20 protein-coding genes, 1 tRNA gene and 1 pseudogene are annotated in these 25,285 nt (G+C 60.1%); 20 read left to right on the plus strand and 2 right to left on the minus strand.

The features are described from left to right. The first annotated feature begins 3 nt into the window (after positions 1–3). The 14 genes and pseudogenes from HNQ60_RS19315 to HNQ60_RS19380 all read left to right on the plus strand — a co-directional run bounded on the left by HNQ60_RS19315 (position 4) and on the right by HNQ60_RS19380 (position 14,024). Positions 4–1,014, plus strand: a complete 1,011-nt coding sequence (locus HNQ60_RS19315; protein WP_184334384.1) for a type IV secretion system protein — start codon at positions 4–6, stop codon at positions 1,012–1,014. Positions 1,015–1,205: 191 nt separating this feature from the next. After that, positions 1,206–1,964 (plus strand): virB8 family protein, encoded by a 759-nt coding sequence (locus HNQ60_RS19320; RefSeq protein WP_184334385.1) that lies wholly within the window; start codon positions 1,206–1,208, stop codon positions 1,962–1,964. Positions 1,965–1,966: 2 nt separating this feature from the next. After that, positions 1,967–2,785, plus strand: coding sequence for a TrbG/VirB9 family P-type conjugative transfer protein (locus tag HNQ60_RS19325; RefSeq protein ID WP_246433724.1), 819 nt, complete (start codon positions 1,967–1,969; stop codon positions 2,783–2,785). 41 nt (positions 2,786–2,826) lie between these two features. Then, on the plus strand, positions 2,827–4,071 hold the full coding sequence (virB10, locus tag HNQ60_RS19330; RefSeq protein ID WP_184334387.1) for a type IV secretion system protein VirB10: 1,245 nt from the start codon (positions 2,827–2,829) through the stop codon (positions 4,069–4,071). A gap of 127 nt (positions 4,072–4,198) precedes the next feature. After that, positions 4,199–5,149 (plus strand): P-type DNA transfer ATPase VirB11, encoded by a 951-nt coding sequence (gene virB11 / locus HNQ60_RS19335; protein WP_322096888.1) that lies wholly within the window; start codon positions 4,199–4,201, stop codon positions 5,147–5,149. After that, complete coding sequence (locus tag HNQ60_RS19340) at positions 5,106–7,106, plus strand: type IV secretory system conjugative DNA transfer family protein (protein WP_184334389.1); 2,001 nt, start codon at positions 5,106–5,108, stop codon at positions 7,104–7,106. Before virB11 ends, HNQ60_RS19340 begins: the two co-directional genes overlap by 44 nt. A 308-nt stretch (positions 7,107–7,414) precedes the next feature. After that, complete coding sequence (locus HNQ60_RS19345; RefSeq protein WP_184334390.1) at positions 7,415–8,476, plus strand: LPD7 domain-containing protein; 1,062 nt, start codon at positions 7,415–7,417, stop codon at positions 8,474–8,476. Between the two features lie 24 nt (positions 8,477–8,500). Then, on the plus strand, positions 8,501–9,301 hold the full coding sequence (locus HNQ60_RS19350; RefSeq protein WP_184334391.1) for a hypothetical protein: 801 nt from the start codon (positions 8,501–8,503) through the stop codon (positions 9,299–9,301). A gap of 667 nt (positions 9,302–9,968) precedes the next feature. Then, entirely contained in the window at positions 9,969–10,184 is a 216-nt protein-coding gene (locus tag HNQ60_RS19355; protein ID WP_184334392.1) for a hypothetical protein, read from the plus strand. Beyond that, positions 10,181–10,414: a hypothetical protein gene (locus HNQ60_RS19360; protein WP_184334393.1), complete on the plus strand. Its 234-nt coding sequence runs from the start codon at positions 10,181–10,183 to the stop codon at positions 10,412–10,414. The genes HNQ60_RS19355 and HNQ60_RS19360 overlap by 4 nt, the downstream gene beginning before the upstream one ends. Before the next feature lie 382 nt (positions 10,415–10,796). Continuing rightward, positions 10,797–11,450 (plus strand): annotated as a pseudogene (locus HNQ60_RS19365) (DNA methyltransferase); the annotation flags it as partial. 429 nt (positions 11,451–11,879) lie between these two features. Further along, positions 11,880–12,209 (plus strand): hypothetical protein, encoded by a 330-nt coding sequence (locus tag HNQ60_RS19370; RefSeq protein WP_184334394.1) that lies wholly within the window; start codon positions 11,880–11,882, stop codon positions 12,207–12,209. A gap of 518 nt (positions 12,210–12,727) precedes the next feature. After that, the gene (locus tag HNQ60_RS19375) at positions 12,728–13,024 is read left to right on the plus strand and encodes a hypothetical protein (RefSeq protein ID WP_184334395.1); all 297 of its coding nucleotides are present in this window, start codon (positions 12,728–12,730) and stop codon (positions 13,022–13,024) included. Continuing rightward, positions 13,005–14,024, plus strand: a complete 1,020-nt coding sequence (locus tag HNQ60_RS19380) for a relaxase/mobilization nuclease domain-containing protein (RefSeq protein WP_184334396.1) — start codon at positions 13,005–13,007, stop codon at positions 14,022–14,024. Before HNQ60_RS19375 ends, HNQ60_RS19380 begins: the two co-directional genes overlap by 20 nt. A gap of 105 nt (positions 14,025–14,129) precedes the next feature. On the opposite strand, the gene HNQ60_RS19385 is transcribed toward HNQ60_RS19380, so the two are convergent. After that, complete coding sequence (locus HNQ60_RS19385; protein WP_184334397.1) at positions 14,130–15,014, minus strand: WYL domain-containing protein; 885 nt, start codon at positions 15,012–15,014, stop codon at positions 14,130–14,132. A gap of 120 nt (positions 15,015–15,134) precedes the next feature. Between HNQ60_RS19385 and HNQ60_RS19390 the strand changes: the two genes are divergently transcribed. Together HNQ60_RS19390 and HNQ60_RS19395 are read left to right on the plus strand one after the other, a co-directional pair. Beyond that, a complete protein-coding gene (locus HNQ60_RS19390) occupies positions 15,135–18,245 on the plus strand; it encodes an N-6 DNA methylase (protein ID WP_184334398.1) in 3,111 nt (1,036 codons plus the stop codon). A 948-nt stretch (positions 18,246–19,193) separates the two neighbouring features. Continuing rightward, entirely contained in the window at positions 19,194–21,791 is a 2,598-nt protein-coding gene (locus HNQ60_RS19395; RefSeq protein WP_184334399.1) for a DEAD/DEAH box helicase, read from the plus strand. A gap of 214 nt (positions 21,792–22,005) precedes the next feature. Here HNQ60_RS19395 and HNQ60_RS28365 read toward each other — a convergent pair whose 3' ends face one another. Beyond that, complete coding sequence (locus HNQ60_RS28365; RefSeq protein ID WP_184334400.1) at positions 22,006–22,203, minus strand: ribbon-helix-helix domain-containing protein; 198 nt, start codon at positions 22,201–22,203, stop codon at positions 22,006–22,008. A 572-nt stretch (positions 22,204–22,775) separates the two neighbouring features. Here HNQ60_RS28365 and HNQ60_RS19405 point away from each other — a divergent pair. From HNQ60_RS19405 to HNQ60_RS19420, 4 genes are all read left to right on the plus strand, one after another. Next, a complete protein-coding gene (locus HNQ60_RS19405) occupies positions 22,776–23,117 on the plus strand; it encodes a hypothetical protein (RefSeq protein WP_184334401.1) in 342 nt (113 codons plus the stop codon). 363 nt (positions 23,118–23,480) lie between these two features. Next, the gene (locus HNQ60_RS19410) at positions 23,481–23,849 is read left to right on the plus strand and encodes a hypothetical protein (RefSeq protein ID WP_184334402.1); all 369 of its coding nucleotides are present in this window, start codon (positions 23,481–23,483) and stop codon (positions 23,847–23,849) included. 573 nt (positions 23,850–24,422) lie between these two features. Further along, a tRNA-Arg gene (locus tag HNQ60_RS19415) sits at positions 24,423–24,499 on the plus strand. 322 nt (positions 24,500–24,821) lie between these two features. Further along, entirely contained in the window at positions 24,822–25,136 is a 315-nt protein-coding gene (locus HNQ60_RS19420; protein WP_184334403.1) for a hypothetical protein, read from the plus strand. The last annotated feature ends 149 nt before the right edge of the window (positions 25,137–25,285 follow it).

The following is a 25,285-nucleotide window of genomic DNA, read 5'->3' on the forward strand; positions in this document are numbered from 1 at the left end:
CCAGTGGGCTTCTTCGCCGAGTTCAATGCCTGGCTGACCAGGATCCTTGCCACCTATATCAGTGACAACACGGCGAGGATGGCCGCGGTGCTTGAGCCCACGATCGTGACGCTCGCCATCCTGTACGTCGTGATCTGGGGATACCTGCACCTCGTCGGGAAGATCGAAGAGCCCTTCATTACCGGGGTGAAACGCCTTGTCGTGCTTGCCGTGATTCTCGGCGCGAGCCTGTCTCTGTGGCTCTACAACCCAGTCATCGTCGATACTTTTTTCAACGCCCCCACCCAGCTCGCGGCGGCAGCGATCGGCGGTTACGACTCGGTCTCAGCGGTGGATGGCATCCTCCTTCGGGGTGGCGACGCCGGCTACTTGCTAATTCAGAAGGGCGGGATCCTCGATGGCAACTTCTCGTACTACCTAGCCGGATTCGCCGTCCATCTGATCGTCGGACTGACCGTCATCTACACGGTCTTCCTGCTGACGTTATCGAGAATCGCATTATCAGTCCTGCTCGCGCTCGGGCCGCTCTTCATTGCGCTCCTCTTCTTTGAGACAACGAAGCGTTTCTTCGAGTCCTGGATTGCGCAGATGGCGAACTACGCATTCATTAGCATTCTGACCGTGCTCGTCGCAGCACTCATGCTGAACGTTCTGTCGTCCGCTGCTCAGCAAGCGGCGAGCGCGGGTGGCGGAATCCAGATCGCGCACGCGGTCAGACTGTGCTTGGCCGCGGGGCTCACATTCCTTGTGATGAGACAGGTCATGCCTATGGCGGCCGGCCTCGCCAGCGGACTTGCGCTCTCGACCTTCGGCGCTATGAGTGCAGCAATCGCATGGGGGTTCGGTACCGCGACACGCGGTGGCGGGCAGTTCTTGCGCGGCCTGGCGGACCGTGAGACGACGCGGTGGGATTCGTTGAGCAGGAAGGCCGGCCACTACGCTCGTCGTGGTGTCGGCGCCGGCGTCGGGCGTCTCACGCGCGGTTGGCGCGAGAACACGATTCGTCCTCGGTGATGCGCAAGCGGGGTACAGCATGAGAGCGTTTGTCGTGGCGTATGTGATCGTGACGCTTTCGGGCTGCGCGTCGCACGGCGATCTTGTTGGATGTGACGGAGGACTGGAACCGATCAACACACCTATGCATCGTGCGGTGCAAGCGGTCGTACCGGTCGCCAGCAGGGAGTCCGATGCAACGAGGTCGGATCGTGAGTAGAGACACCGCACTTGATGCCTACTTCGCCGAGGCGGCGTCCTGGGATGCCGATCGATCGGCCCAGGCGAAGCGAACGCTGCGTGTGGCCTGGTCCGTTGCGGGCGCCGGCTGGCTCTGCGCGATCATGATCGCAGCGGCTCTGATGTTTCTGATGCCCTTAAAGCGCGTCGAGCCGTTCCTCATCCGTGTCGACAACACGTCCGGGCTTGTAGACGTCGTGCCGGTGTTCGTCGGCCGGGCGGACATGCCCGAAGCGGTGACGCGCTATTTCCTCGATCACTACGTCAGCGTGTGCGAGCGCTTTACTCATGCGACCGCCGAGAGCGACTACGAGGAGTGCGGCGGGTTTCACACGCCGCAGCGGAATCAGGCGTGGTATGCGCAGTGGAATCGCAGCAACCCAGCCTCGCCGCTGAATGTGTACAAGGATGGAACCACGATCCGCGCGCAAGTCACATCGATCAGCTTTTTTACACGCGCGGGCGGCACCACGGATCTTGCTCAAGTCCGCTATATCAAAGCCAAGCGGGCCGCGGATGGGGCGGAAGAACAGAAGAGCTATTGGATCGCAACGATTCAGTACGCCTACGGTGACCCGTCGAAGGATCCCAAGCTGCGCCGCTGGAATCCGCTCGGATTTCGGATCATCGACTTTCGTCCAGAGCCGGAGGTTGTGACTGAACCAGGACCGAAGACCACACCCACGATCATGTCGACCGCCGCTTCCGCGCTGCCAGGGAGAACGCCGTGAGCATGAGGCGCTCACTCGCGTGCTGTGCGCTCGCACTGCTGCTGTTCGGCGGCGCCAATGTGACGCGCGCGGAAAGCGTACCGGCCCCGGGCTTGATCGATCCCCGCATCCGCACGACCACCTACCGCGATGAGGAGGTCTATCACCTCCAAGGCTTCGTAGGTTACGGCCTTGAACTGGTTTTCCAGGAGGGCGAACAGTTCGTCGGCCACGCGGGCGGCGATCTGGACGCCATCATGTTCGGCGCGCACGAGAACCATGTAGTCCTGAAGCCCCGCGCTGCCAATGTCGGGACCAATTTCGTCGTGTACACGAACCGGCGTGCTTACCGCTTCGATTACACCGTCGCGGACCGCCGGCCGGATCCGCTGAATGACGAAGTGATCTACGCGGTGCGGTTCACCTACCCGCCATCGCCCGCGATCCCTGCCGGTCCGACACCCGCCGAACAAGTCGAGTCGAATCTTGCAGCTGCACGCGAGATCCGTCCGCGCAATATCGACTACTGGTTCTGTGGTCATCCAGCCGTGAAGCCCGTTGCGGCATTCGATGACGGTGTTCATACGCGGCTCACGTTCGACAGCAAGACGGAGCTGCCCGCGATCTTCGTGCGCGGTGAGGATGAGTCCGAGTCTCTGCTCAACTTCAGCGTCGATGACGGCGATATCGTCATTCACCGCGTTGCTCGGGAGTTCATCATCCGCCGCGGTCGGTTGACAGGCTGCGTCGTCAACAAGGGCTTTGTTGGCACGGGAGAGCGCTTGGAGTCCGGCACGGTTGCGCCGAGTGTTTGGCGTGAGCGTAAAGGAGCGCGCCCGTGAGCTTCTGGGACCGCTTTCACTTGAACCGTGCCGGAGAGGCGATGCAAAGCGCTGGCTCGATTGACGCGAACGCGGAGACAGCACGAGCGGATGCGGGGCGGGAGAACGAAGCGGACACCGTACCGGGCGAGCGCGGGGTCGCATCGATTCATCGCACGCGCTCGCTTCAAAGTCGCATCAGCAGCGTACTCGCGGCGGGACTCATGGCAGTGCTCGCACTGGGCTTCCTCGCTTGGTACTACACGCAGACATTCGCACGCCAGTCACGTGCAGAGGCGGTGCAGGTCTCGAGGTCGCGGCAGCAGACGCAAGGCGAGATGGCGTTGCCCCCGCTCGGTCGCGTCGACCCGCCGGTCGTGGAGAAGGTGCTCGGTCCGCCGCCGGATGTGCCCCCGACCTCAACCTTCGCGCTCGATCGCTTCCATCAGCATGAAACCCCGCCATACGCCGCGTCGTCGGGTTACGTCCAAGCCCCATCGATCACGCCTGAGCACCGTGCGGTGGATCGCCGCTTGTCGGGACCTGTCCTTGTGACCGCATCCAGAAATGCGGCGCCGGCGGGTGAGCAGAGCGGCGTTGATACCGCATACGCGGGCGATAGCAGAAGGCTGCGCGCGGACGTTCCGTCCGCCGGGCGTGGCGGCAGTGCCCTTGCTGCACTACTGCAGCCCACGGCCACCCCAGCCGTGCAAGCCAAGGTGCTTCCGACGCAGCGCCTGCTGCTTCCCAAAGGTGCGTTTCTCGATTGCACACTCGAGACAGCAGTCGACTCATCGCTTCCCGGCATGACGACGTGCGTTACCGCGACCGACACATTCGGCGCCGACGGCAGCGTCGTGCTAATGGAACGCGGCACCAAGCTCGTCGGCGAGACGCGCGGCGACGTTCGGCACGGCAGCGCGCGGGTGTACGTGCTCTGGACGGAAGCGAGGACGCCCGAAGGCGTTGTGGTGCCGCTCGCGTCTCCTGGTACAGATGAGCTCGGACGCGCGGGACTGCCGGGCGAAGTCAACCGTCATTTCTGGGAGCGGTTTGGCGCCGCGATCCTCGTCTCCGTCATCGACGGTGCCGTACAGGCAGCCGTCCAGCGATCGAGCAACGGCGACGACACCGTGATCGTGAACCCCTCGACCTCGAGCGACATCATGACGGAGGTACTCAGAAGCACGATCAATATTCCACCCACTGTGACCAAGCCGCACGGCGACCGAATCGCCGTGCTGGTCGCGCGCGATCTCGACTTCAGGAGCGTCTATGAGTTGCGTCCTGCCGCACTCAGCTACTGAGCCATTCTTGCAGGTGGCAGCGCCGGCTTCCGGAGTCGGCGGCACGGCTCGTGCGAATGCCGGTGCCGACTCGTCGGCGCTCGAGCTGACCTTGCGCGCGCTGCGCCCAATCCTCACACGATCCGACGTGACTGAACTGTGCATCAACCGGCCGGGTGAGGCTTTCATCGAAACGCGTCGCGGCTGGCAGCGCGAGGCCTTGCCGTTCGCCGATCTCGACTGGTGCCGCCGGCTCGCCAAGCTGGTCGCGAACTCGACCGCGCAGCGAATCGACGAAGAGTCGCCACTCCTGTCTGCCTCCCTCCCGAGCGGCGAGCGCATCCAGATAATACTTCCGCCCGCGACGACGCCGGGCACGGTTGCGATCACGATTCGTCGGCCATCGGACGGCGTCTGGAGCGTGCACGAACTCGCGCAGAGTGGATTATTCAGACGCTGCGTTCCGGCATCCGGCGAGCTGGATGAGATCGAACGGAAGCTTTTGCAGCTGCATCAGGCGCGTGAATTCGAAGAGTTCTTGCGTGTCGCCGTGTGTGCGCGCAAGAACATCATCGTGAGCGGCGCCACCGGAAGCGGCAAGACGACCTTCACGAAGGGTCTCATCCTCGAAATCCCATCCGATGAGCGAATCGTGACGATCGAAGATGCGAAGGAACTCGTGCTCGATCGGCACGCGAACAGCGTGCGGCTCTACTACTCGAAGGACGGGCAGGGCCAGGCACGTGTCACGCCGAAGCAGTTGCTCGAAAGTTGTCTGCGCATACGACCCGACCGCATTCTGCTGGCGGAGCTGCGCAGTGACGAGGCGTACTACTACCTGCGCAACGTGAACTCTGGGCACCCGGGCAGCATCACGAGCGTGCACGCATCGAGTGCGCAGCTCGCCTTCGAGCAGCTGATGTTGCTCGTCAAGGAAAGCCCCGGAGGACGAGACCTCGCACGCGAGGACATCAAGAGCCTGCTTTACATGCTCGTGGACGTGGTCGTGCAGTTCGGTGTTGAACGGCACGAGCGCTACGTGCGGGAAGTCTGGTATGACCCAGCTCGAAAGCGCAGCCACCTGGCAGCCGCGCACTAAATCGGGCGCCGTCCGCCGCCTCGCGAAAGCCGTCGGCATCGGCGTGGCGGCACTTGTCTTGTCGCAGTATCTCGCAGGCTACGCATTTCTATGGTCGATCGGCGCGGATCCGCGCTCGGCGACGCCGCTCACGATCGCCCGCTATTCGTACTACTTCGGCGACCGTTCCGGTGTAGACGTGCGGCTCAAGGTCGCTTCTGCCGCGGGTGTCGCCGTCCTATTATTGGTGGCGCTCCCGGTCGCCTTGCCAAGAAGGCGCTCGCTGCACGGTGATGCGCGCTTCGCGAGCAGGCGCGAGATCGGGCGCGCCGGGCTCTTTTCGGAGAGCGGGTTTTATCTCGGCCGCATCGGACGTCGCGATCTGATTCTCGGAGGACAACAGGGTGTGCTGTTGTCGGCCCCGCCACGCTCCGATAAGGGCACCGCCATCGTCATTCCGAACCTGCTGACGTGGCCGGGATCGGTCGTCTGCCTCGATCTGAAGCTCGAGAACTGGACGATCACCGCCGGCTACCGCCAGCGCTGCGGACAAGACGTGTTCCTGTTTGATCCGCTGAACGAAGCCGGCAACACGGCGTGTTGGAACTGCCTGAGCTACGTCTCTCAGGACCCGAACTTGCGGATCAATGATGTCCAACACATCGCGGCGATCCTTTACCCGGACATCCCGGGTACGGACCCGTTCTGGTCAGCCGGTGCCCGATCGCTCTTTCTTGGCGTCACGCTCTACGTACTCGAGACGCCATCGTTGCCGCCGACGCTCGGCGAGGTTCTGCGGCAGGGTATGGCCTCCGACAGCGAAGGGTTCAGTCATCACTGGAAACGGATTATCGAAGGCCGGCAGGGAGGACGCTTTCCATTGTCGCCCCCATGCGCACGCGCCTTGTCGGATGTCATCGATCTGGCGCCGGTGACGGCCTCGAGCATCCGCAAGACCTTCACGTCGCGTCTCGACCTGCTCGCCAACCCGCTGCTTGATCGTGCCACCTCGCGCAATGACTTCGACCTGCGCGAGTTGCGGCGGCGGCCCATGTCCATCTACATCGGTATTCGTCCGGCGGACCTGCATCGGCTGAAGCCGCTGCTGAATCTGTTCATCGAGCAGGCGATCGGACTTCAAACCAAGATCCTGCCGGAGCACGATCCGTCGCTGACGCATCAGGTTGCGATGATCCTGGACGAGGCGCCGGCGATTGGTCGGATTCCGATCCTCGCCGAGTCCATCGCCTACTTGCCGGGCTTCAATGTCCGAATCCTGCTCGTCGTCCAGGCGCTCTCTCAGCTGCGCGATGTCTACGGCGCGCAGACGGCCGAGACGATGATGAAGAGCCTGGCCGTGCGAATCGCGTATGCGCCGAAGGACTTCGGCGAAGCGAATGAGCTTTCGCAAGAGCTGGGCAATACGACAGTGCGCGTCAAGAGCTTATCGAAGCCGCTGTTCGGCCTGTTCGACCGACACGGCAGCCGATCGCGAAGCGTGAACATCAGCGAACAGAAGCGCCCACTGCTGTTGCCCCAGGAGATCAAAGAACTCGGGCGCGACCGGGAGATCCTCATGTACGAGGGGCTTCGGCCCATCCTCGCGAAGAAGAATCGCTATTTCCAGGACAGGCGGCTTCGCGCGCGGCTGCTGCCGCCGCCGGCTCGAGCGAGCCCACAGCCGGCGCCGCCGCAGACGCCGCCCTTCGCGGGCGCCGCCGTGCGCATGTCTGGGGGCGAGGTTTCGGCTTCCATCGAGCAGTCCATTGCCCCGAGTGAGCCGCATCAGCCGCGGAAGCCGCGCACGCGCAAAGCAACGATGGAAGATCTCGAACGGATCGATTCGCTGACGATCGATGACTTCGCCGTGGATTGGAGCCGAGTGCAGATCCCGGACAAGCCGGAGGGTGAGCGCCTGACGAGTGAGGAACTGCACCGGGCAGTGGACAGCTTTCTGGCGACCATGCGGGAGCGTTGAGAGGTTCTATGGCTAAGACACCGAAAGACGCGAACGGGAGCACTCCGATCACGCCATCGGATAACGATGCTCGCGCCGCCGAAAACCGGCGACGCATGCGGGCGCGGAACTCCGTCGAGCCGAGTCCCTCTCTAGCGCGGGAGGAACGCAACGGCACGACGCAGGAACCGCACCGCGACTCGGTGAACTCGATTCGACCCACGCCGCGACGGCTTCGGTCGGACCCTCGAGCCGAGGACCGCATTCGCGTCGCCGAACCGAGCCGCACGCGCTCAGGGGTTCAAGAGCCTGCAAGAGATCCCCACGTCGTGCCGGACGAGATCAAGCAACGTTTCGTCCAGGTGGGCAACAAATATCACTTCCCGGACGGTGCCCGCGCATTCACCGATCACGGCAATCGCCTCACTTCGCCGAGCGAGAACTCCGAAGTCATCAAGAGCCTGATCACGATCGCCCAGGCCCGCGCATGGTCCGACGTGACCCTCTCCGGAAGCGACCGCTTCAAGAAGGAAGCGTGGTTTGCCGCGCGGCTTGCAAACTTGGATGTTCGGGGTTACTCACCGACCGAGTTCGAGCAGGGGCGCCTTGTCCGCGCGTTGGCGCGCGCGCAAGCGCCCGCTAGGCAATCAGCGGCGCCCGATCAACCGCCCAGTTCATTGCTGTCGCGCGACGGGGGCGCGCACATTGCGCCCCGTGACGGCGATGCTCGAGCAAAAGAGAGTCCTGCGCCTCGCGAGCGGCAGCGAACGTTGCAGATCGGACGGTTCGTGGATCACGGCGCGGCACCTTATCTTCATGATCCTCGCAACGCGACATCGTATTTCGTTCGCATCGAGACACCGGACGGCGAACGCGACATCTGGGGCGTTGATCTGCAGCGCGCACTCAAGGACTCGCTCACCCGCCCGCAGATTGGCGATGAGATCGGCGTGCGCGCTCTGCGTCGCGATACGGTGAAGGTCTATCGGCCGGAGCATGATGCTGAAGGCCGAGTCGTCGGCGAGAAGGCGCACGACGCACATCGAAACGCCTGGATCGTCGAGAAGCGCGACTTCTTTCGTGAGCGTGTGCAGGCCGCTCGCGTGCTACGCGACCCGAATGTCGATCGGCAGGCGGCCGTGAAACAGCACCCCGAGCTACTCGGGACCTACCTGCAGTTGCATGCTGCCGAACTCGCGGCGAAAACCCTGCGCGATCCCGAGGACCAGCGCCGGTTCGTCGCATCCGTACGCACGGCGCTTGCCGACTCCGTCGCACGCGGTGAACCGCTCGCGACGGTTCCACTGAAGGAAACGGCCGTACAGCGTCGGCAGCCGCGCGCACGTAGCGCGCCGGCGGCTCCCGAGCGCGATGCTGCGCCGACGCGCTGACCGAGACAACGGCGAGAACATCGAATGGCGGAACGACCTGACACGCCCAAGAACCCCCCGCTGGTTCGTGATGAATCGAATCGTGGCGATCAGGCCGGCCGACGCTCAGAAACCAGCGACCCTCGCACCCAAGCTTCGGGAAACGGCGCGGGCGCCGGGCAACCGACTCGCAGCACGCAACGTTCCGTCGGACGGCGCGCCAGTCAGCTCATCATCGGCCGACTGCAGGAGCATGGTCGCGCTCCTTACCAATTCCGGCCCGATCAAGACCTCTCGTACTACGCCAAACTGGTGACGACTGCGGGCGTGAAAGTTCTCTGGGGCAAGGATCTGGAGCGCGCGATCCACGCTGGCGAAACGATCCCCAAGGCAGGGGACCTCGTCGGTGCTCGACGCACTGGCCGCGAAGCTGTCACCCTGGTCGATCGGAAGCGCGATGCTCAAGGAAACGTCGTCGCCCAGAGCGAGCATCATGCGCATCGCACCAGATGGGAAGTCGAAAAGCTGCAGTTCTTGGCGGAGCGTGCCCGGCGTGCTCGCCTGGCACGCGATGCGCACCTCGATACACGCGAGGCTGTGCGGCAGCGACCGGAGCTGCGATCTGCATTTCTGAGCCTGCGCGCCGCGGAGCAACTCGCTGCTCAGCGGATTGCGAACCCTGAGGATCGTGTACGCTTCCTCCAGATGGTACGCGAAGCGATCACCGCCTCTGTTCAGCGAGGCGAGCCGCTGCCGGATATCAATCTACGCCAGAAGTCGCCAGCTGCTACTGCGCCGTCTGTCGCGCCGATCTCGAAGCGGCGTCGGGATGAACCGACCCGATGAGTTCGAACGAGTAAGAGTCACCAGCGACTAGAGAGCGCAGGTAAGTGCCTTTTCCGACTCGCACACGTGTGATTCATCGAAGAGGCGTTGCACGAGACCCAAGTGCATGTCTTCTGTCAGTTGAGGAAACCAAACTTCACCTTGCCGACGTGCCCTTTACGTCTTGTGGCACACCATTTTCAGAACTACGACGAGTCGCTTGAAGTGATCTGCATCCGCTGCGCCAGGTTGATCTGAGAATTCTCCCTTCAAGGGCAACTGTACTCGACCGCATACGTGTCCCAGCGCGTGATCCCGTGAAAGACCAAAATGCGCGCTTCGCTGAGCACGAGCGATAGATCGACTTTCTGCACGTTTTCCAGATAGCTGAAGACACTCGGTCAGTCATCGCTGTGTCCACTCCGCACTTTTTTTCCGCGGTCGTTTTCTGTGGCTCAGTAGTGGTACGAGCAGCCAAGGCAGAGAGGGCGGTTTGCCTAGCCTTGCCAGCGTATCACGCCGTGCTCGCCGTCAAGCGAGAGGCAACGGGCTTTCGCGGCATAAACGGCGCCTCCCCGCGAAGACGCGGGTCCCCTCCATTTATTCCACGGTCCCGTTGACTCTCGCTTGACCGCTGCGCGCGTCGTGATGCCGCAGGCGCGGGCAATCCCGCCCTAGGAGATCCACCATGACTACTTCTACAACACCTCGGTTCCCGGATGTACACGTCCAGCTTTCCGGCGAGGACGGCAATGTGTTTTCCATCATCGGGCGCGTTCGCAGGGCTCTTATGAAGGCAGGGGCGACCCAAGAGCAACTCAACGGCTTCATGAAGGAGGTGACGAGTGCAGGCTCGTATGACGAGGCACTGCTCGTTGTTATGCGGTGGGTGAATGTGTCATGAGCAACAACATATCGCCGGAGGTAAAGGTCAATGCAATCGCGGCGAACCTCAAGGCTCTGCATGCGCTACTCACCGTAGCCGCCGCACGCAGCGCGGAAGGTCACCAACTCATCGAGAGCGGTGAGTGCAACGGCGCGATCGGCACCGTACTGGAGGTGGACGCCATCCTGGATGACGCCAAGGCACTCTACGGTGCTGCGATTGCACTTCACCGTTTGAGATCGATGTGATGTGAGGCAAGGGGCTGCGGCATCCAAAGCTGCAGCCTCTTCCTTTTTGTTGTTCAGCACAGGTTCACTGGATCGACCTCGGGTGGATCACTGGGCGGCGGCGAACAGGGCTCGGCGGAAGCATGAAAGAGGTGGAAGAGAAGAAGATGAATAGAAGAGGGGGCGGCTTACCTCTGCAGTGCCAGCGTATCACGCCGTGCTCGCCGTCAATCGAAACGGGACGGGCTTTCGCGGCATAAACGGCCGCCACCCCGCGAAGACGCGGGTCCCCTCCATTTATTCCACGATCCCGTCCCGTTTCGATTGACCGCTGCGCGCGCCGTGATCGGGAGCACGCGTCGGCAAGCCGCCGATGCCCAATGGAGAATCTGCCATGTTCCCGATCAACGAAATCCTGCAAGGTGATTGCACACGTGTACTGCGACAGCTGCCGGATGCACACGTCGACCTTATCGTTACCGATCCACCATACGGCGTCCGTTATCAGGATCGCATCGGTCGCACCGTCGCGAATGATGATGATCCGAGCCGCATACTTGGCGCATTCACGGACCTGTATCGTGTCCTGAAGCCCGACACCTTCTGCATCTCCTTCTACGGATGGGGACTGGTGGATGAATTCTTTCGCGCCTGGCGCCGAGCGGGGTTCAAACCCGTCGGGCACATCGTCTGGGTCAAGGAGTACGCGTCGCGGGCGCGCTTCCTGCGGTACCGTCACGAGCAAGCGTTCCTGTTGGCGAAAGGCCGACCGCCGATCCCGAACGAGCCGCTCGATGACATCCAGCCGTGGGTGTACTCGGGCAACACCGATCATCCGACGCAGAAGGCGGTACGCATCCTCACGCCACTGATCGAGGCGTTTACGCAACGCGGGCAGCTCGTTCTAGATCCCTTCGCAGGCTCCGGCAGCACGCTGATCGCGGCGGCCATCACAGGGCGGCGCTATCTCGGCATCGAACTCGAACAGAAATACTGCACGTTGGTGCGGGAGCGGCTCGCGAACCTTGAGCGCAATCCTTCTTGGCCCAGATCGTCCGTAGCGGGCGTCGCGCAAGCGAGTCTCAGTGAACCTCCGGCGGTCGCGCTGGACAGCCTCTTTCAGTGGCTTAGGGATCGGGACTACCACGGTCTCGCCAGCACGGTGCGATCAGCGATGGAACGCTACCGACAGTGATCGAGCGACGCAGGTCGCGTGGCACGCCGGAGTGTCGCGCGATCTGCGTCTGTCGCAGTTTCGATGCCAGAAGAACGACTGGACCTGCCTGCTATTCCAGCGTGCCACACCGTACTCGCCGTCAACCGAACGCAGACGGGCTTTCGCGGCATAAACGGCCGCCTCCCCGCGAAGCGCGGGTCCCCTCCATTTATTCCACGATCCCGTCAGCGTTCGGTTGACCGCTCCGTGCGGTGCGGCGGCCCGTGACCGCAGGCAAGTCCGCCTGCATCAGATCGGAAGGAGAGAGTCATGAGTCGCCATTTCTTCGATTGCGATCTTCGATGCGCCGTACGCGTCCGGTTGGGTTACGACCGACCGCTGAATGAGTTCTTCCTCCAAGTGGAGCGGATCGGAGCGGATCTCGGCCAAGGGCATTCACCATTCCTGTACGCCTCGATAGATGACCCCTTCAATACCGGCGACGACCTCGACTACTACCGGGAGAAGATCGAGAAGCTCGGCTTGGTCGTACCTCAGAGCCTGTTCCAGGCCGTGGAAGAGGACGCTGCCCGTAGCGTCGGCAACCGCTGCGCACAGCACTTCGCAGATGGGCGGATCGTTGAAGGCGTTCCGAACTGAGGGAGGTAGCTGAATCGTGAGAGCTTCCCGCGGTGCCGTGGCCGCGGGAAGTTCGCTTTGAATGGTCGCGGGGCCGAGCAGATGGCGGATGGGGTGTGGGTCGGCTCCGGCGGAATCAACGGAATGTGGCGCGCAGTTTGCAAGAAATCCGATAGAGCGAACGTCGAGTTTCGGCCTAATTTTCCGCGAAAGGCAGGATAGCCTCGCGGCGGTTAATGGGCCACATTTGTGGCCTGATGAACGCGACGCAGTTTCTGAAAACTCGTGTGCCCGCGGAGACGAAGGCACTCATCCGCGCCGCAGCGGAGCGCGAATACGTCACCGAGTCGATATGGTTCCGCCGCGCGATCGAGCGCGCACTGCTTGCGCAATCGGGAGCGAGCGCGAGTCCACAGCCACAACCATTCCGAGACCGCAGGGATCACTACAACAAAAAGTATGGAGGCAGAGCGCGCCTCTACGTCCGGCTCAGACCGGACGATCGTTTGCTGCTTCGTGAACGCGCGGCTGCGCGAGGAATGCCATCAGCCACATACGTATCCGTGCTTTTACGCGCGCACCTTCGTAACCTCGCGCCGATACCCAAGGACGAGCTACTGGCCCTGAAGCGAAGCGTCGCGGAGTTGGGTGCAATCGGCCGCAACCTCTACCAGATTGCAAGGGCGGCGAATACTGGTGACCGAATCGTTGGCCCTGCGCGAGAGGATCTGCGGGCGATCCTGAAGGTCTGCGAAGCGCTGCGTGACAACGTGAAGGGGCTGATCCGGGCGAACGTCAACACATGGGAGATCGGTCATGTCGAAACTGAACGTTAGCCTGCTCGAAGGCCGGCCGATCCTGGACTTACGTAGCTACGCTCGGCGCGGGCCGGGACATCGCGATAGGCTCTCGCCAGCAGAGATCGCGCAGATTTCGCGTACAGTCCATTGCGCTCCCGAGGTGGTCGTCAAGGCGCTCTCGAAGGGGTCCAACAACCTGACATCGGTGGGGAAGCATTTTGGCTACATCGGCCGCTACGGCGATCTTGCGGTCGAGACCGACGAGGGTCAACTCCGGCAAGGCCGTGATGTGGGTGCGACGTTGCTGGAAGACTGGGATCTCGATCTCGATGAACATCGCTACACGTCGGACCTGACGCCGGGGCAGGGACGAGTGGCGCCCAAGCTCGTTCACAAGCTGATGCTCTCGATGCCCGCGGGCACTTCACCTGATGCTGTGTTTGCGGCGGCCAGGAGCTTTCTGCGTGAGCAGTTTGCGTTCAAGCATCGCTATGCGTTCGTCCTGCACACGGACGAGCCTCACCCGCATGTGCATGCAGTGATCAAAGCCGTTAGCGAGCAGGGCGAACGGCTGCACATCAAGAAGGCGACCTTGAGGGAGTGGCGGCAGGAATTCGCGCGGCACCTGCGTGTGTTCGGCGTAGAAGCCAATGCAACGGAACGTGCTGTGCGCGGCCAGAGTCGATGCGCGCTGAAGGATGGTATCTATCGTGCAGGCGAACGCGGCGACTCCGCATTTCTTCGCGAACAGGCAGTCTCGGTCGCCTCCGACGTACTGAAAGAGCGCCGGCTTACAGAGCCTGGCAAAGGAACGCTAGTGGAAACTCGAGCGAAAGTTGTGCTTGGCTGGACCAGCCTCGCCCATCGAGTTGCGAGTGAGGGCTACGGCCTCCTCCTCGCAACGGATATCCTGCGGTTCGTCGACCAGATGCCACCAGTACGGACCACTCTGGAGTGCGTTGCGCATTCCGTCTCGCATCGTCTGTTTCACTCACCCGTGCAAGACCGAACGTTGAACCGAACGTTGAACCGTTGACCGCGTAGTGGCGATTACGATCCACGAGAAGATCCGCACGCGCATCGTGCCGCCGGTCCAGATTCAACCGAATGCACCATCGGATCGCACCGATGGCTGCTCATATCATTCGCCAAGTGGCTTAAAGAAGTGCTGTCGTAAGCGCGCGCGGTCACGCAGCTGAATTCGCGGCGCATGCGGAGCGGCTGGATCTAGGTCCAGCCGGTAGTGATGGAAAAAGTAAGGCAGCATGCAGCGTCTAATGTCGGCGTACCAAGCGAAGGACTTTCCATCTTTGCGCATTCCAAAATCCCGCGCAGTGACGCTTCGCTGATGAGGATTAAGGCCGCAATGAGGCACAACTACAACTCTCTCCAGTTCGCTCCAGCCTGCATCTGCAGTCGCGGACATCGGAGAAGCCTGCTGCAGAGGTTCTACGCTGTCGATGCGGCGCAAGAGGAAATCCCTGAACTCGGAGCGAAGGTCGTCGTAGGAGCGGACGATCCAATCGAATCCCGAATTCATGAAGGCATGCGGCCAAATCGTTCGCGTTGAAGGATGGTCGCTGCTCATGCTGAGATAGGTAATCTTGAGCCCTTCTCGACGGCGGATGGCGCCAATAACATCTCGAAGAATGTGTCCGTCTAGGGTTCGGCTCGGTTGTGGCAATACGCCAGTCGGTATTGGGCCTTTTCCCAGCGCCGGAATGAGCGCGACGGTGTGTGTGGCTGCATACGTTTGCAGAAGCGATAAGTACTCTTCAGGATCATCAGATGAGAGCGCTGGTTTGAACTTGGCGCCCCTCCGATAGGACCGGGTCGACAAATCGTATTGGAGATGGCCCGGGTACAGACGATTGTAGAGTTTGAGGTCGCGCGAAATGTGATTTCGAGCAACTCCAAAAATCTCAGTGACGCGCTGCCTCTGCACTTCGCCTTCCCAAAGTAGTGAAGACTCTATGAAGCGAAGACGTTGCTGCTGAGCGAATGGAATGTCAGCGAGTTGATCCATGACCGTGCACATTATGTGTGTATAACTTGAAATGCGTGTATACCTCTTTTAATGGACTATACACAAAACATGTCGTATAGTTCTAGGCAATGTTGAGATGGCGTTTGCCCGTATACGAGAATGCCCGGCAGGAACGTAAAAAAGTGGTTGGAAGCATTGGGTTACGCGGGAAACAGCGTTTCCCTGCACACCAATGACGCGGCTATCTGCGCCGACCATCCATATGCCTCTGAGCTGCACGATCTGCTATCGCCGACCGGCGAGATTCGCGCGAGCGCCGTTTTCGATGTCGAGGGGTTACCGACCGTGTGTTTTCTGGGCGCGGCCCAGAGGTCTGGTGATCACTCATTGATTGAGGCTTTACGCCAGAAGATCTGGAATCAGAACCTGATCTCCATTGTGCTGATAGTGGACGATGAGAGTCTCTCAGCAGTGCCCGTTCAGAAGCTACGGCCTGGGCGATCTCAGTCGATTGCCCCGGATGCTCCGATGCCGCTCTCGTCGGCTAGGCCCGATGGGCCATATTCCATTCTCGACATTCAATCAGGAGACGTGCAGCAGCGGCACCCCGACTGGTTTAAACCTGAGGAGAGGGTTGATCATTATCTGCTGCGCAACCTCGGCGAAGCAGTTGCTCGATTGGAGAAGCGCAATTTCAGCCGCGCTGTTGCCCAGTATGTCATGGGACAGGTGCTGTTTATCTCGTACCTCGAGCACCGGGAAATTGTCAGCGCCAGCTATCAGCAGCGTCGCAAGGTGCGGCCGTTGCCGCAACTAATTCACGACCGAGATCGACAGGGAGTTCTGCGGCTTCTCAAGCAGCTGAAAAAAGATTTCAACGGCGACTTTCTCGAGCCAGAGGACGCAGCTGAAACGCCATGGTCCTTGTTGGATGAGGACGGCTTCGAGACGTTGGATTCCTTCCTTTCTCGCGTCGACTTGGCGGCAAATCAGACAAGCATGTGGAACTACGATTTCCGCTTCATTCCAGTAGAACTCATATCTGGGATTTACGAATCATTCCTCGGCGATCAACAGCGCCAGCTCGGTGCGTACTACACGCCTCGCAACCTGGCGAATTTAGTGATCGAGCAGGCGTTCACCGATTCGAAAGATATTCTCGCGGAAACGATATATGACGGGGCCTGCGGATCCGGCATCCTTCTAACAACCGCATTTCGGCGCATGCTTGGCGTTGCTGAGCGTCGTAAGGGTTCTCAGCTGATGTTGCGTGAACGCAGCGAGCTACTCTGCGAGCGGATATTTGGTAGCGATGTCAGTGAGGCAGCGTGCCGGATTACGGCATTCAGCCTGTATCTCTCGCTTCTTGAGCGACTGCAGCCCGCAGATATTGTGGAGCTTCAGGAGAGTGAAAACGTCACGCTTCCACGGTTGCTGGGACGCAATCTACAAGCAGGCGAACGCGACGGCGATTTTTTTTCGCCAAAGAACTCATTCGCCGCAAAGCCTCGATTTTCGATCTTCTTGAGTAATCCGCCTTGGAAGGAGCCAAAAAGGGATGAGTCGCTTCCTTCGGATCGGTGGGCGCAGGAAGCGGGGATTCTGCGTACACGCAGACAGCTGGCCGGTGACTTTGCGTATCGGGCTCTTGAGAGCGTGCAGGACGGGGGGCGGCTCTGTCTCATCTTGCCGGTCAGTCTATTCTTGGCCCCGACAAGTAGCGAGTTCGTTCGTGGCTGGCTCTTACGGGCGAGGCCTGAGCGAATAATCAACTTCGGTGATCTGCGTGAATTGTTGTTCACGCATGCAAGTCATGCTTGCGTAGTGATTCTCGCGCGCCCACGTCGCGGAGAGGAACTCGACCACATTCCGGTTGATGAGGTATTCGATTATTTTTCACCGAAGGCCGATCTTAGCCTTGCCCTGGGGCGCATTACTCTTCATAGCGGCGAGCGACATACTGTTCAGACACAAGCTGTCTGGACTGATAACCGTCGCCTTGTGACGCTGACTTGGGGCGGCCCGTACGATCTCGCGCTGTGGGCGCAGCTTCGACTGCGCGGCACGTTTCGGGAGTTCTTCCAGGGGGAGAAGGCACGTTGGGTTAGGCGCAAGGGATTCCACCGGCATGATGCAAGTGTCCAGCGGCCTGCGTCGTCCGCGCCGTTGCGCAAAGCTTTATTCATTCCAGCATCTGCGTTGCATTCGGATGTGCCGGTTCTTGATCGGAGTCTATTCACGCCATTCCCGCAGGAGATCAAGACGGTTGCTAAGTTGGGCGCCGAGCTGGTCTCAGTGTTTCAAGGGCCGCGGATCGTGTTTCCAGACGGACCGTCGCCGGAACTGACGGTGCGCGCGACATTCACTGCGACTCCGGCGAGCTTTATGAGCAGTGTGGGAGTCATTTCTGGTCCCGCCGCAGACGAGGACTTGCTGCGCTTCGCGACTGTGTACCTGCGTTCCAATCTTGTGCGGTACTTCCTCGTAATGAACGCATACCAGGTCTTGAGTGAGCGCCATCGCGTTTCACTTCGGGATGTAGAGGGATTCCCATTTTTTTCGCCAGAGCGCCACAACGACCCGCAGCGTGCTCGGCAGATCGTGAAAGAGGTCGCCAACGTCACACGCAAACTCGAGGTGCTGTCAACTATCGAGCAGCCTCATGCTTACGACGCCGCTCACCCACAGCTGCAGGAGCTGCTCTACGGCTATTTTGGTTTGGACGCTGGGCAGCGTGCGTTAGTTCAGGAGACGGTGGACGAGTTGCTCCCGTCCGTTCAGCCACGAGGATTTGTCAGCATCAACACCTCGCTTCAATCTCCGCCGACGAAGCGCATGGTAGAGCGGTATTCGGCATCTGTGCAGACTGAGCTAGAGCAATGGCGTGACCAGATGGGAGGAGATGGCAAACTTCAGGTGCAAGTGACCGCCGCTTCCGAGTTGCGCAGAACTGGCTTTGGTGTTGTGAAGTTCGCGGTCCATGCGCATGGCAAGATGGCACACGAGAGGAATGCGCGACCAACAGTTGAACTCAATGATCGCGCGGTGCTGGCGCTTGTGGAGATGCTGAAGAAGAAGAGTCTGCTACCTACCGCAGTCACCGAGAACTTGTATTTTGCGGCGGATGTGGTGATCCGCGTCGATCAGTGCCTATACCTGATCAAGCCGCTCGTGCGGCGTTACTGGTTGAGGCGAACTGCTCTACGGGATGCACAACGCGTAGTCGATTCGGTTCATTCGGCCGCCAGTCGTCTGGCGGAGGGCGCGTGACATCGAGGGATGCTTGGCTAAAGGTGTTTCCGCTCGATGAGGCCGCGCGTGCGGTTGGCTTCCTTCGGCACGCATGGAACGAGCTTGCTGCATCGAACCTATCTGGATTCCACGCGGGAGCGAAGGAGCCTGACCTCACTTTCGTGCTCGCGGAGCGGCTAAAGGATACCGCCCAGACAAGTGCGCGGCTTACAGGGCGTTGGGGACAGGAATCCTTAGGCGGAATTGTTGATAAGAGGACCGGGCGTATCGCTCGCCGCTGGAGAACGGATATAGAGTATTTCAGCAATCGGTGCGAGCCACGCCTAAGCTTGATATTTGAGTTCAAGAAACTGGACGAGCTGGAGCGGACACGAACGCTGTATTACTCAGAAGGAATGTCTCGCTTTGTTACCGGAGACTATGGAAAAGGTGAGCCCGTCGCACTTATGGTTGGAATATTTACCGCTGACGCGACGGCGTGCGAGAGATCGATTCGAGAAGGACTGACACAGGCGGTAACCGTGGCAGAGCTGAAGATGGTTAGGTCCAAGGGCGGCGGATTGCTTTGTATACCATCGAGGTTATTTGCTCCGCATGCTGCGTTCGATACGGAGCATCAGCGCACTGCTAAGAAGGCGGCACCACATGGCACGATCTGCATCTCGCATTTGTTCTTGGCGTTTCCGCTCAATACGCGGAAGCGGCAGAGAGGACGTCTGACGCGCAAGCGGCCCGAGGGGAACAGGGAATGACCATTTCGTATCCCCGATTGGTAAAATCGTTGGATCTTTGACGTATTTCCGCGAGCCAAACCCAAAAACGTTCACACTGGACGGCGGGGATTTGGGGCTATGCGAAGCGAATCGATGGCCGGAAGAGATTCTCGCTGCCAGCAGCTCGATCGACGATGTCATGAGCTGTTGCGCCACCTTAGTCTGCGGCTATTTCTAAATTCAGGAAGAAGCGATGGCCTTTAAGAAGACGCCGCCTCCCTCATCAGCGCCAGACAGTCCAGACAAGCTATTCCTGGACCTGCCGCGACGCAAATACACTGGTTTGCTTGATCATCAAGGGCAAATACTCCGCACCTACGCCAAGACCGGAGCAGATCATTCTGATGTAGCCCTGCAGTTACCTACAGGCAGCGGGAAGACCCTTGTCGGATTGCTTATTGCCGAATGGCGCCGCCGCAAGTTTCGTGAGCGCACCGTGTATCTGTGTCCGACGAAGCAACTGGTGCATCAGGTTGTCGAAGAGGCTCGAGCCAAGTACGGGCTGGATACCGACGGCTTTACCGGTCGGATTCGTGACTATGATCCAGGCGCGAAGGCACGCTACACCGGTGGCGCCCGAGTCGCAGTGGCAACCTACAACTCCCTTTTCAATACGAATCCGTTTTTTAAAGACGCGCACCTGATCATAGTCGACGATGCGCATGCTGCCGAGAATTATATCGGGCAGCTATGGACGATGAGAATCGAGCGCTTCAGTCCGGAGCACGCGCAGATTTTCGCTGCCGTGACCGGTGTACTCAAGGGAGTGGTTGAGCCGCATTTCTATTCTCGCCTCATCAACGAACCACGTTCGCTCGCCGATAAGCTGTGGAATGACAAGCTGCCAACACCCGATCTAATTGAGATCGCTGACGACCTTAGAGAGGTCATCGATGAACACATCGGTGACTTGGACCTTCAGTATCCGTGGCGGATGATTTCAGATCATCTGGAGGCCTGTCAGGTTTACATGTCAGCGGCCGAGATACTGATCAGGCCACTGATCCCGCCTACTTGGTCCCACGAGCCCTTTGCTCAAGCCAAGCAACGAATCTTCATGTCCGCAACTCTCGGTGCGGGCGGGGATTTGGAGAGGCTCACCGGTCGACGGGGAATCAAGCGTTTGGCGATCCCAGAAGGGTGGGATAAGCAGGGTATTGGACGTCGCTTCTTCATCTTCCCAGGGATGTCGCTCGGTGAGGCGGATGCCAGAATTCTTTCAAGAAAGCTGATGAGCAAAGCAGGCCGCAGCTTAGTCCTCGTACCGAGCGATGCAGCCGCAGAGGCTATAGAGAAAGATGTCAAGGCAGAGCTAGGCTTCAGGACCTTCTCTGCTGCCGACATCGAGCAGACGAAGCAGCCCTTTATCGATTGTGACCAAGCAGTGGCGATCGTCGCGAATCGATTCGATGGCATCGACTTCCCGGGTGACAGTTGCAGACTGCTATTCATTGAGGGGCTACCGCGCGCCGTCAATCTGCAGGAACGATTCTTGATGTCACGCATGGGTGCGAATCTCCTGCTCAACGAACGCGTGCAGACTCGCGTGCTGCAGGCAGTTGGCCGTTGTACTCGCGGCCTCAACGATTTCTCTGCAGTAGTCGTAGGTGGGGAAGAGCTGGCAGACTATTTGGGAGATCGTGATCGTCGTTCATACATGCATCCAGAGTTGCAAGCTGAACTCGAATTCGGTATCGAGCAATCTCAAGACGTAAATGCCAGGACGCTGTTGGAGAACTTCTCCATCTTTCTCGAACACGAGGAAGCTTGGGAGGTGGTGAATGAGGACATCCTCGCCAAGCGCGATGCGGCGGAAAGGGCGGAGTTTCCGGCGATGAGCGAACTGGAGCGCGCTGTTGATCATGAGATCAGCTATCAAGCTCGCATGTGGCAAGGGGATTACGAAGTCGCATTCGACGAAGCCCGCGAGGTCCTAGGCGCGATCGTACACAAGGACCTGAAGGGGTATCGCGCGTTGTGGCACTACCTGGCGGGCGGTGCAGCGCTCTTGACAGCAAAGCAGGGTGTGCCCGGATTCGAGAATCAGGCGCGCCTACAATTTTCGAAGGCCAAGGAAGCGGCGCGTGCCTTGCCATGGCTGGTAACGCTTTCGCGATATGAAGCGACAAATGCAGAAGAAGAAAGTCGCAACGCAGCGGTCATGCGGCAGATTGAGCGCGTAGAGACGTCTCTAATGAGTCTGGGGAAACTACACAACCGGGCATACACGAGACGCGAGAAGGAAATCATTGATGGACTTAGCAGCCCAAAGGATTTTGAGAATGCACAGAAGCTGCTCGGCGAGCTATTGGGTTTCTCGGCAGGCAAAGTAGAAACGGATGGATCGCCGGACCCTTGGTGGCTGTGCGACGACATCGGGTTTGTGTTTGAGGATCATGTCAATACAATCTCCCCAACACCGTTTATCGACACGACAAAGGCACGACAGGCCGCTTCGCACGCTGACTGGATGAAAGAGAATGTGCCCGCAGCAAAGAATGCGGATGTGCTACCAGTTCTTGTCACCAAAGCGAGGAAGGCAGCAAGGGGTGCTTTCCCCTCATTGAAGAGGGTTGCCTATTGGCCGGCAGATGAGTTCCGAGCGTGGGCAACGCAAGCGCTCGCGGTGCTGCGTGAGCTGCGAACTACCTTCAGCGAGTCGGGCGATATTGATTGGCGCATCAAGGCAGCCGAAGCATTCGAGGAGAATGCAATGGACGCACCCGGTTTGCATGCACGCTTGTCTCGTCAGCGCGCGTCCGATCGGTTGGAGCCGCTTGATGCGACTTAACTATCGCTCGAGCTCAGTGTTGCCCCGACGCTCGCCAAGAGTGGAATCAGAACACGGCCTCAAGCTCGTGGCTCCGCACCGGCGTCGCTCGCGATGCTCTTAGTGGAACTCGGCGTTGCGGGACGGCTAGTGTACTGAACCGTCGGTAATTCAGTAAGTTATTGATTGCTAGTACTCCTCCGTTGGCACTAGGGTGCTAGTCGCCCGGACGCCCTTAGTACTGCTTTCGAGATCTGCCGGGTTTCTGTCTGAATGCATCGGCGTATTTCTCGAACAGCAGCTGCAGCGCTTGCCGCAACAGGCGACTCTGCGGGATATCCGTTTGCGCGGAGAGCGCCTTCAACTTTTCCGCCGTTTCAACGGGAACATAGAGCCCAAGTTGCCGGCCTGTGCGTCCGCTTTGCTCCGACATCGTGGAAAACCTTAGGCAGTCTAGATGCGTCTAGACATTACCATTACTGAGGAATAGTGTATCGGAGCGGCTAGAAAGCCGCGAAGGGCGGCCCCCGCCAGTGGTGGAACACCGACGAGGGCCTAACCACAACGCCTCCGGAGAGGTAGTTATGGCTTCCTTTATTATCGCGCACCCGGCGCTCATGCGGGTACGTGCGCGTAAATTCTGCAGCGGCGATGACCTTGCCAGCCCTCGGCGACTCCCGTCCAGTGGGGTGTGGCCATGAGCACCCGACGAAAGCGACAGACGGCACCGCCCGGCAGGACGACATTAAGCGCTGAGTCGCCAGCAGCACCTTCGCGACAGAAATCCTCTGCCTTGGTCAGCCCTGAAGGCGCTCTCGAGGAATGCATCGGCGCGATCTGTCTCGTCGAAGTCACGCTGCACTCTCTGGAATCGCAGGAGAGCTCAACTCCGGAACAGGAAGTTTTGAAGCGTGCGCTGAAGGCTATTTGGTCCGTGCATGACTGGATCTACGAGCTGAGGCCGGACGATCTGGGTGGCGAGGATACCGATCGGGAGGATGGACAATGAATCGCGCTACCCGAGAAGACATGATCGTCATCAGCATGGGAATCGGTGCGCTGCTCGAATGCGTGCGGCAGATCGAGACGTGGTGGCAAGTGCGTGGAGACGGTGCGGCACTTCAGCGCACTCAGCAACTCGGAAACGCAATACTTGCGACACGGCGAAAGTTCTTTGCGGATGCCAGCGACTCAGACGTCCAGACAGCCGAAGCGTTCATCGTGGCCGACGGATTGCGCGACGCCGCCAGGCAATGCAAGGAAGGGCAAGCAGCGCTTCATGCGCGATTGATTGGTGGTGCCGAGACTATTGAGCGGCTATGTCGCTCCCGCGAGGTGCAGCCATGACACGTGCTGTTCAACGCGGCTCAACGAGCACTCCGCGACCGTCACGACGGGAAGAACTTGAGCAATTCGATCTCGCTCCTGAGCCGGTGCCTTGCGACGGCTGCCCTCACGCGATCACGTGTCGCACTCGACAACTCGCCTGCAAGACATTCGCCGAGTACGTGACGACCGGACGATGGAAGGCGCAGTCCATACCACGATTCCCAAGTCGCCGGCCATATCACAGGATGTTTCGCAACTGAGCGAACAATGTCAGCTCGCGAGAGACATCGAAGCGCGGGCGCTTGCCGGTCCAACAAAGGCGTCCACCCAGCTCGTCGTCACGGGTGGCGCCTCACACCTACCCACATGTTGGAGGAGAGCGTGACTAAGAGGGCATCCGCGGCGAAGGCGTCCAAGCGATCCGCCAAACACTCGACCAAGAAGACGCGAACGCCCCCCGAGCCAACAGCTGCTGCGGAGTCGGAGCGAGACCAGCAGTCACATGAGTCAGAGCCCCGACCCGCAGCACTCGACAGTGCCCGCTCACTCGCGAAGCGTATAAAGGCGCAGCGTGAGCAACTCTTCAAGGCAATATCCATCGTCGAATGCTGCAAGTATGCCAGCGCTACGCTCTATAACGTCTACGACTCGGAATACATGGTTCCGGCATTCGACGTCATCTGCGATCTCCTGGACACTTCAGTCGGTGAGCTGGAACTGATTGCATCCGAATGTGAAGACCTCGACTGAGCGCGGGCTCGAAGATCTCATCGAGAGTCCGAACTCACCGACGCTCATGATCCTAGTTTCGCCTGAATCAGCGGCGAAACTCGCCATACCACCGAAGCGCGCGTCTGGATCGAAGCTTCTCGGCGCCGCAAAGGCGGCGAAACTCGACGGGTCTCGGGCGCGCTGGCGTGTAGACCTCGCAGGCTCGGCGCCCCAGGGGGGGGCGGTGCGAGAAACCCCCTGAAGCGTGGTTGGATGCCGTGCTCGCGCACTGAACGTTGACACGCCAGTTCCTACCCCTAGAATACGCGACCCTGCTGGGGTGCCGAATCTGGTGCCAAATCCGGGGTGTTGAGGGGATTTCGGGGAACGCCGGGTCGCGAGATATCAGCAACTTACTGATCTCGCTTGTGTCGCTCCCGGGTTCGAATCCCTCTCTCTCCGCCAGCCTGACAAAGTTGAAGTCCCTTCCATGTGGCTGGTAGGATGCGCGCCCCGCGGCGGGGGCTGTCATGACCCCTGCCTCTTGGAACACCCTGAAAACAGGGGTTTCGCATTCCGGGTTTCTCTGTAACCCGCCATGACGTCGATTACGCGCCCGTAGCTCAGTTGGATAGAGCGTCTGGCTACGAACCAGAAGGTCGGGAGTTCGAATCTCTCCGGGCGCGCCATTAAATCAAGAACTTACGACTCCTCCAGGTCAATATCGCCGGAAGGTTGCGGGAATTCTGCGACTCTGGCTCTCGTGGTGTTGCCGTAGCCGCCGGCTTGCGGTGTCAACGGTGACCGCGAAGTACGTCGAGCACGGAGTGCAAATGGCGACCCAGGTCACACGCTGAAGAGGCGGCGGCCGAAAACGGTTGGCTCACCGCAAGGGCCGGAGGAAAATCCTCAACACCTCGTACGCGAAGTCAATCATGAGAACAATGAGCTTCGGTCCGCGTCAGTGCGTTGAGCGTCGGCGGCACGGGAAACGGCGATCGTGACCCTGCCATGACACTGGAACATATCTTCATCCTGTGGGTGATCGTCACGCTCTATCTGAGCGTGGTCTTCTTCTATGAAATGTGGCGCTATCGGAATGGCGACTACGAAATACCAAAGGCCGTTCAGGCAGAGGAGCCACGCGAGGCGCCCGCGCCGCGTAAAGACCCGCCGAAGACCTTCACCGGGGCGGAGCAACCGCAGCGGAGCCCGCCGGCTGCTCCGTCAGCTTCTGTAGTCGAGCGCCATGAGGAGCTCATGGACTGGCTGACGGATCATAAGAAGCGCGATTCCGCGGCAGCCGATCTCGCACCGACGAGATAGGGGATGGCCGCGAGCTGAAGTCCAGAAACTCGCGCGTAGATGCGCGAGTGAAGACGGCGGGACCGTTCCGATCCCGCCGCCAATCGATCAGAAGATTTCGAACAGTCCCGCGGCGCCCATGCCGCCGCCGACGCACATCGTCACGATGC

Origin of the sequence: Povalibacter uvarum (assembly GCF_014202975.1) — a bacterium.
Classification (GTDB): Bacteria; Pseudomonadota; Gammaproteobacteria; order Steroidobacterales; family Steroidobacteraceae; genus Steroidobacter; species Steroidobacter uvarum.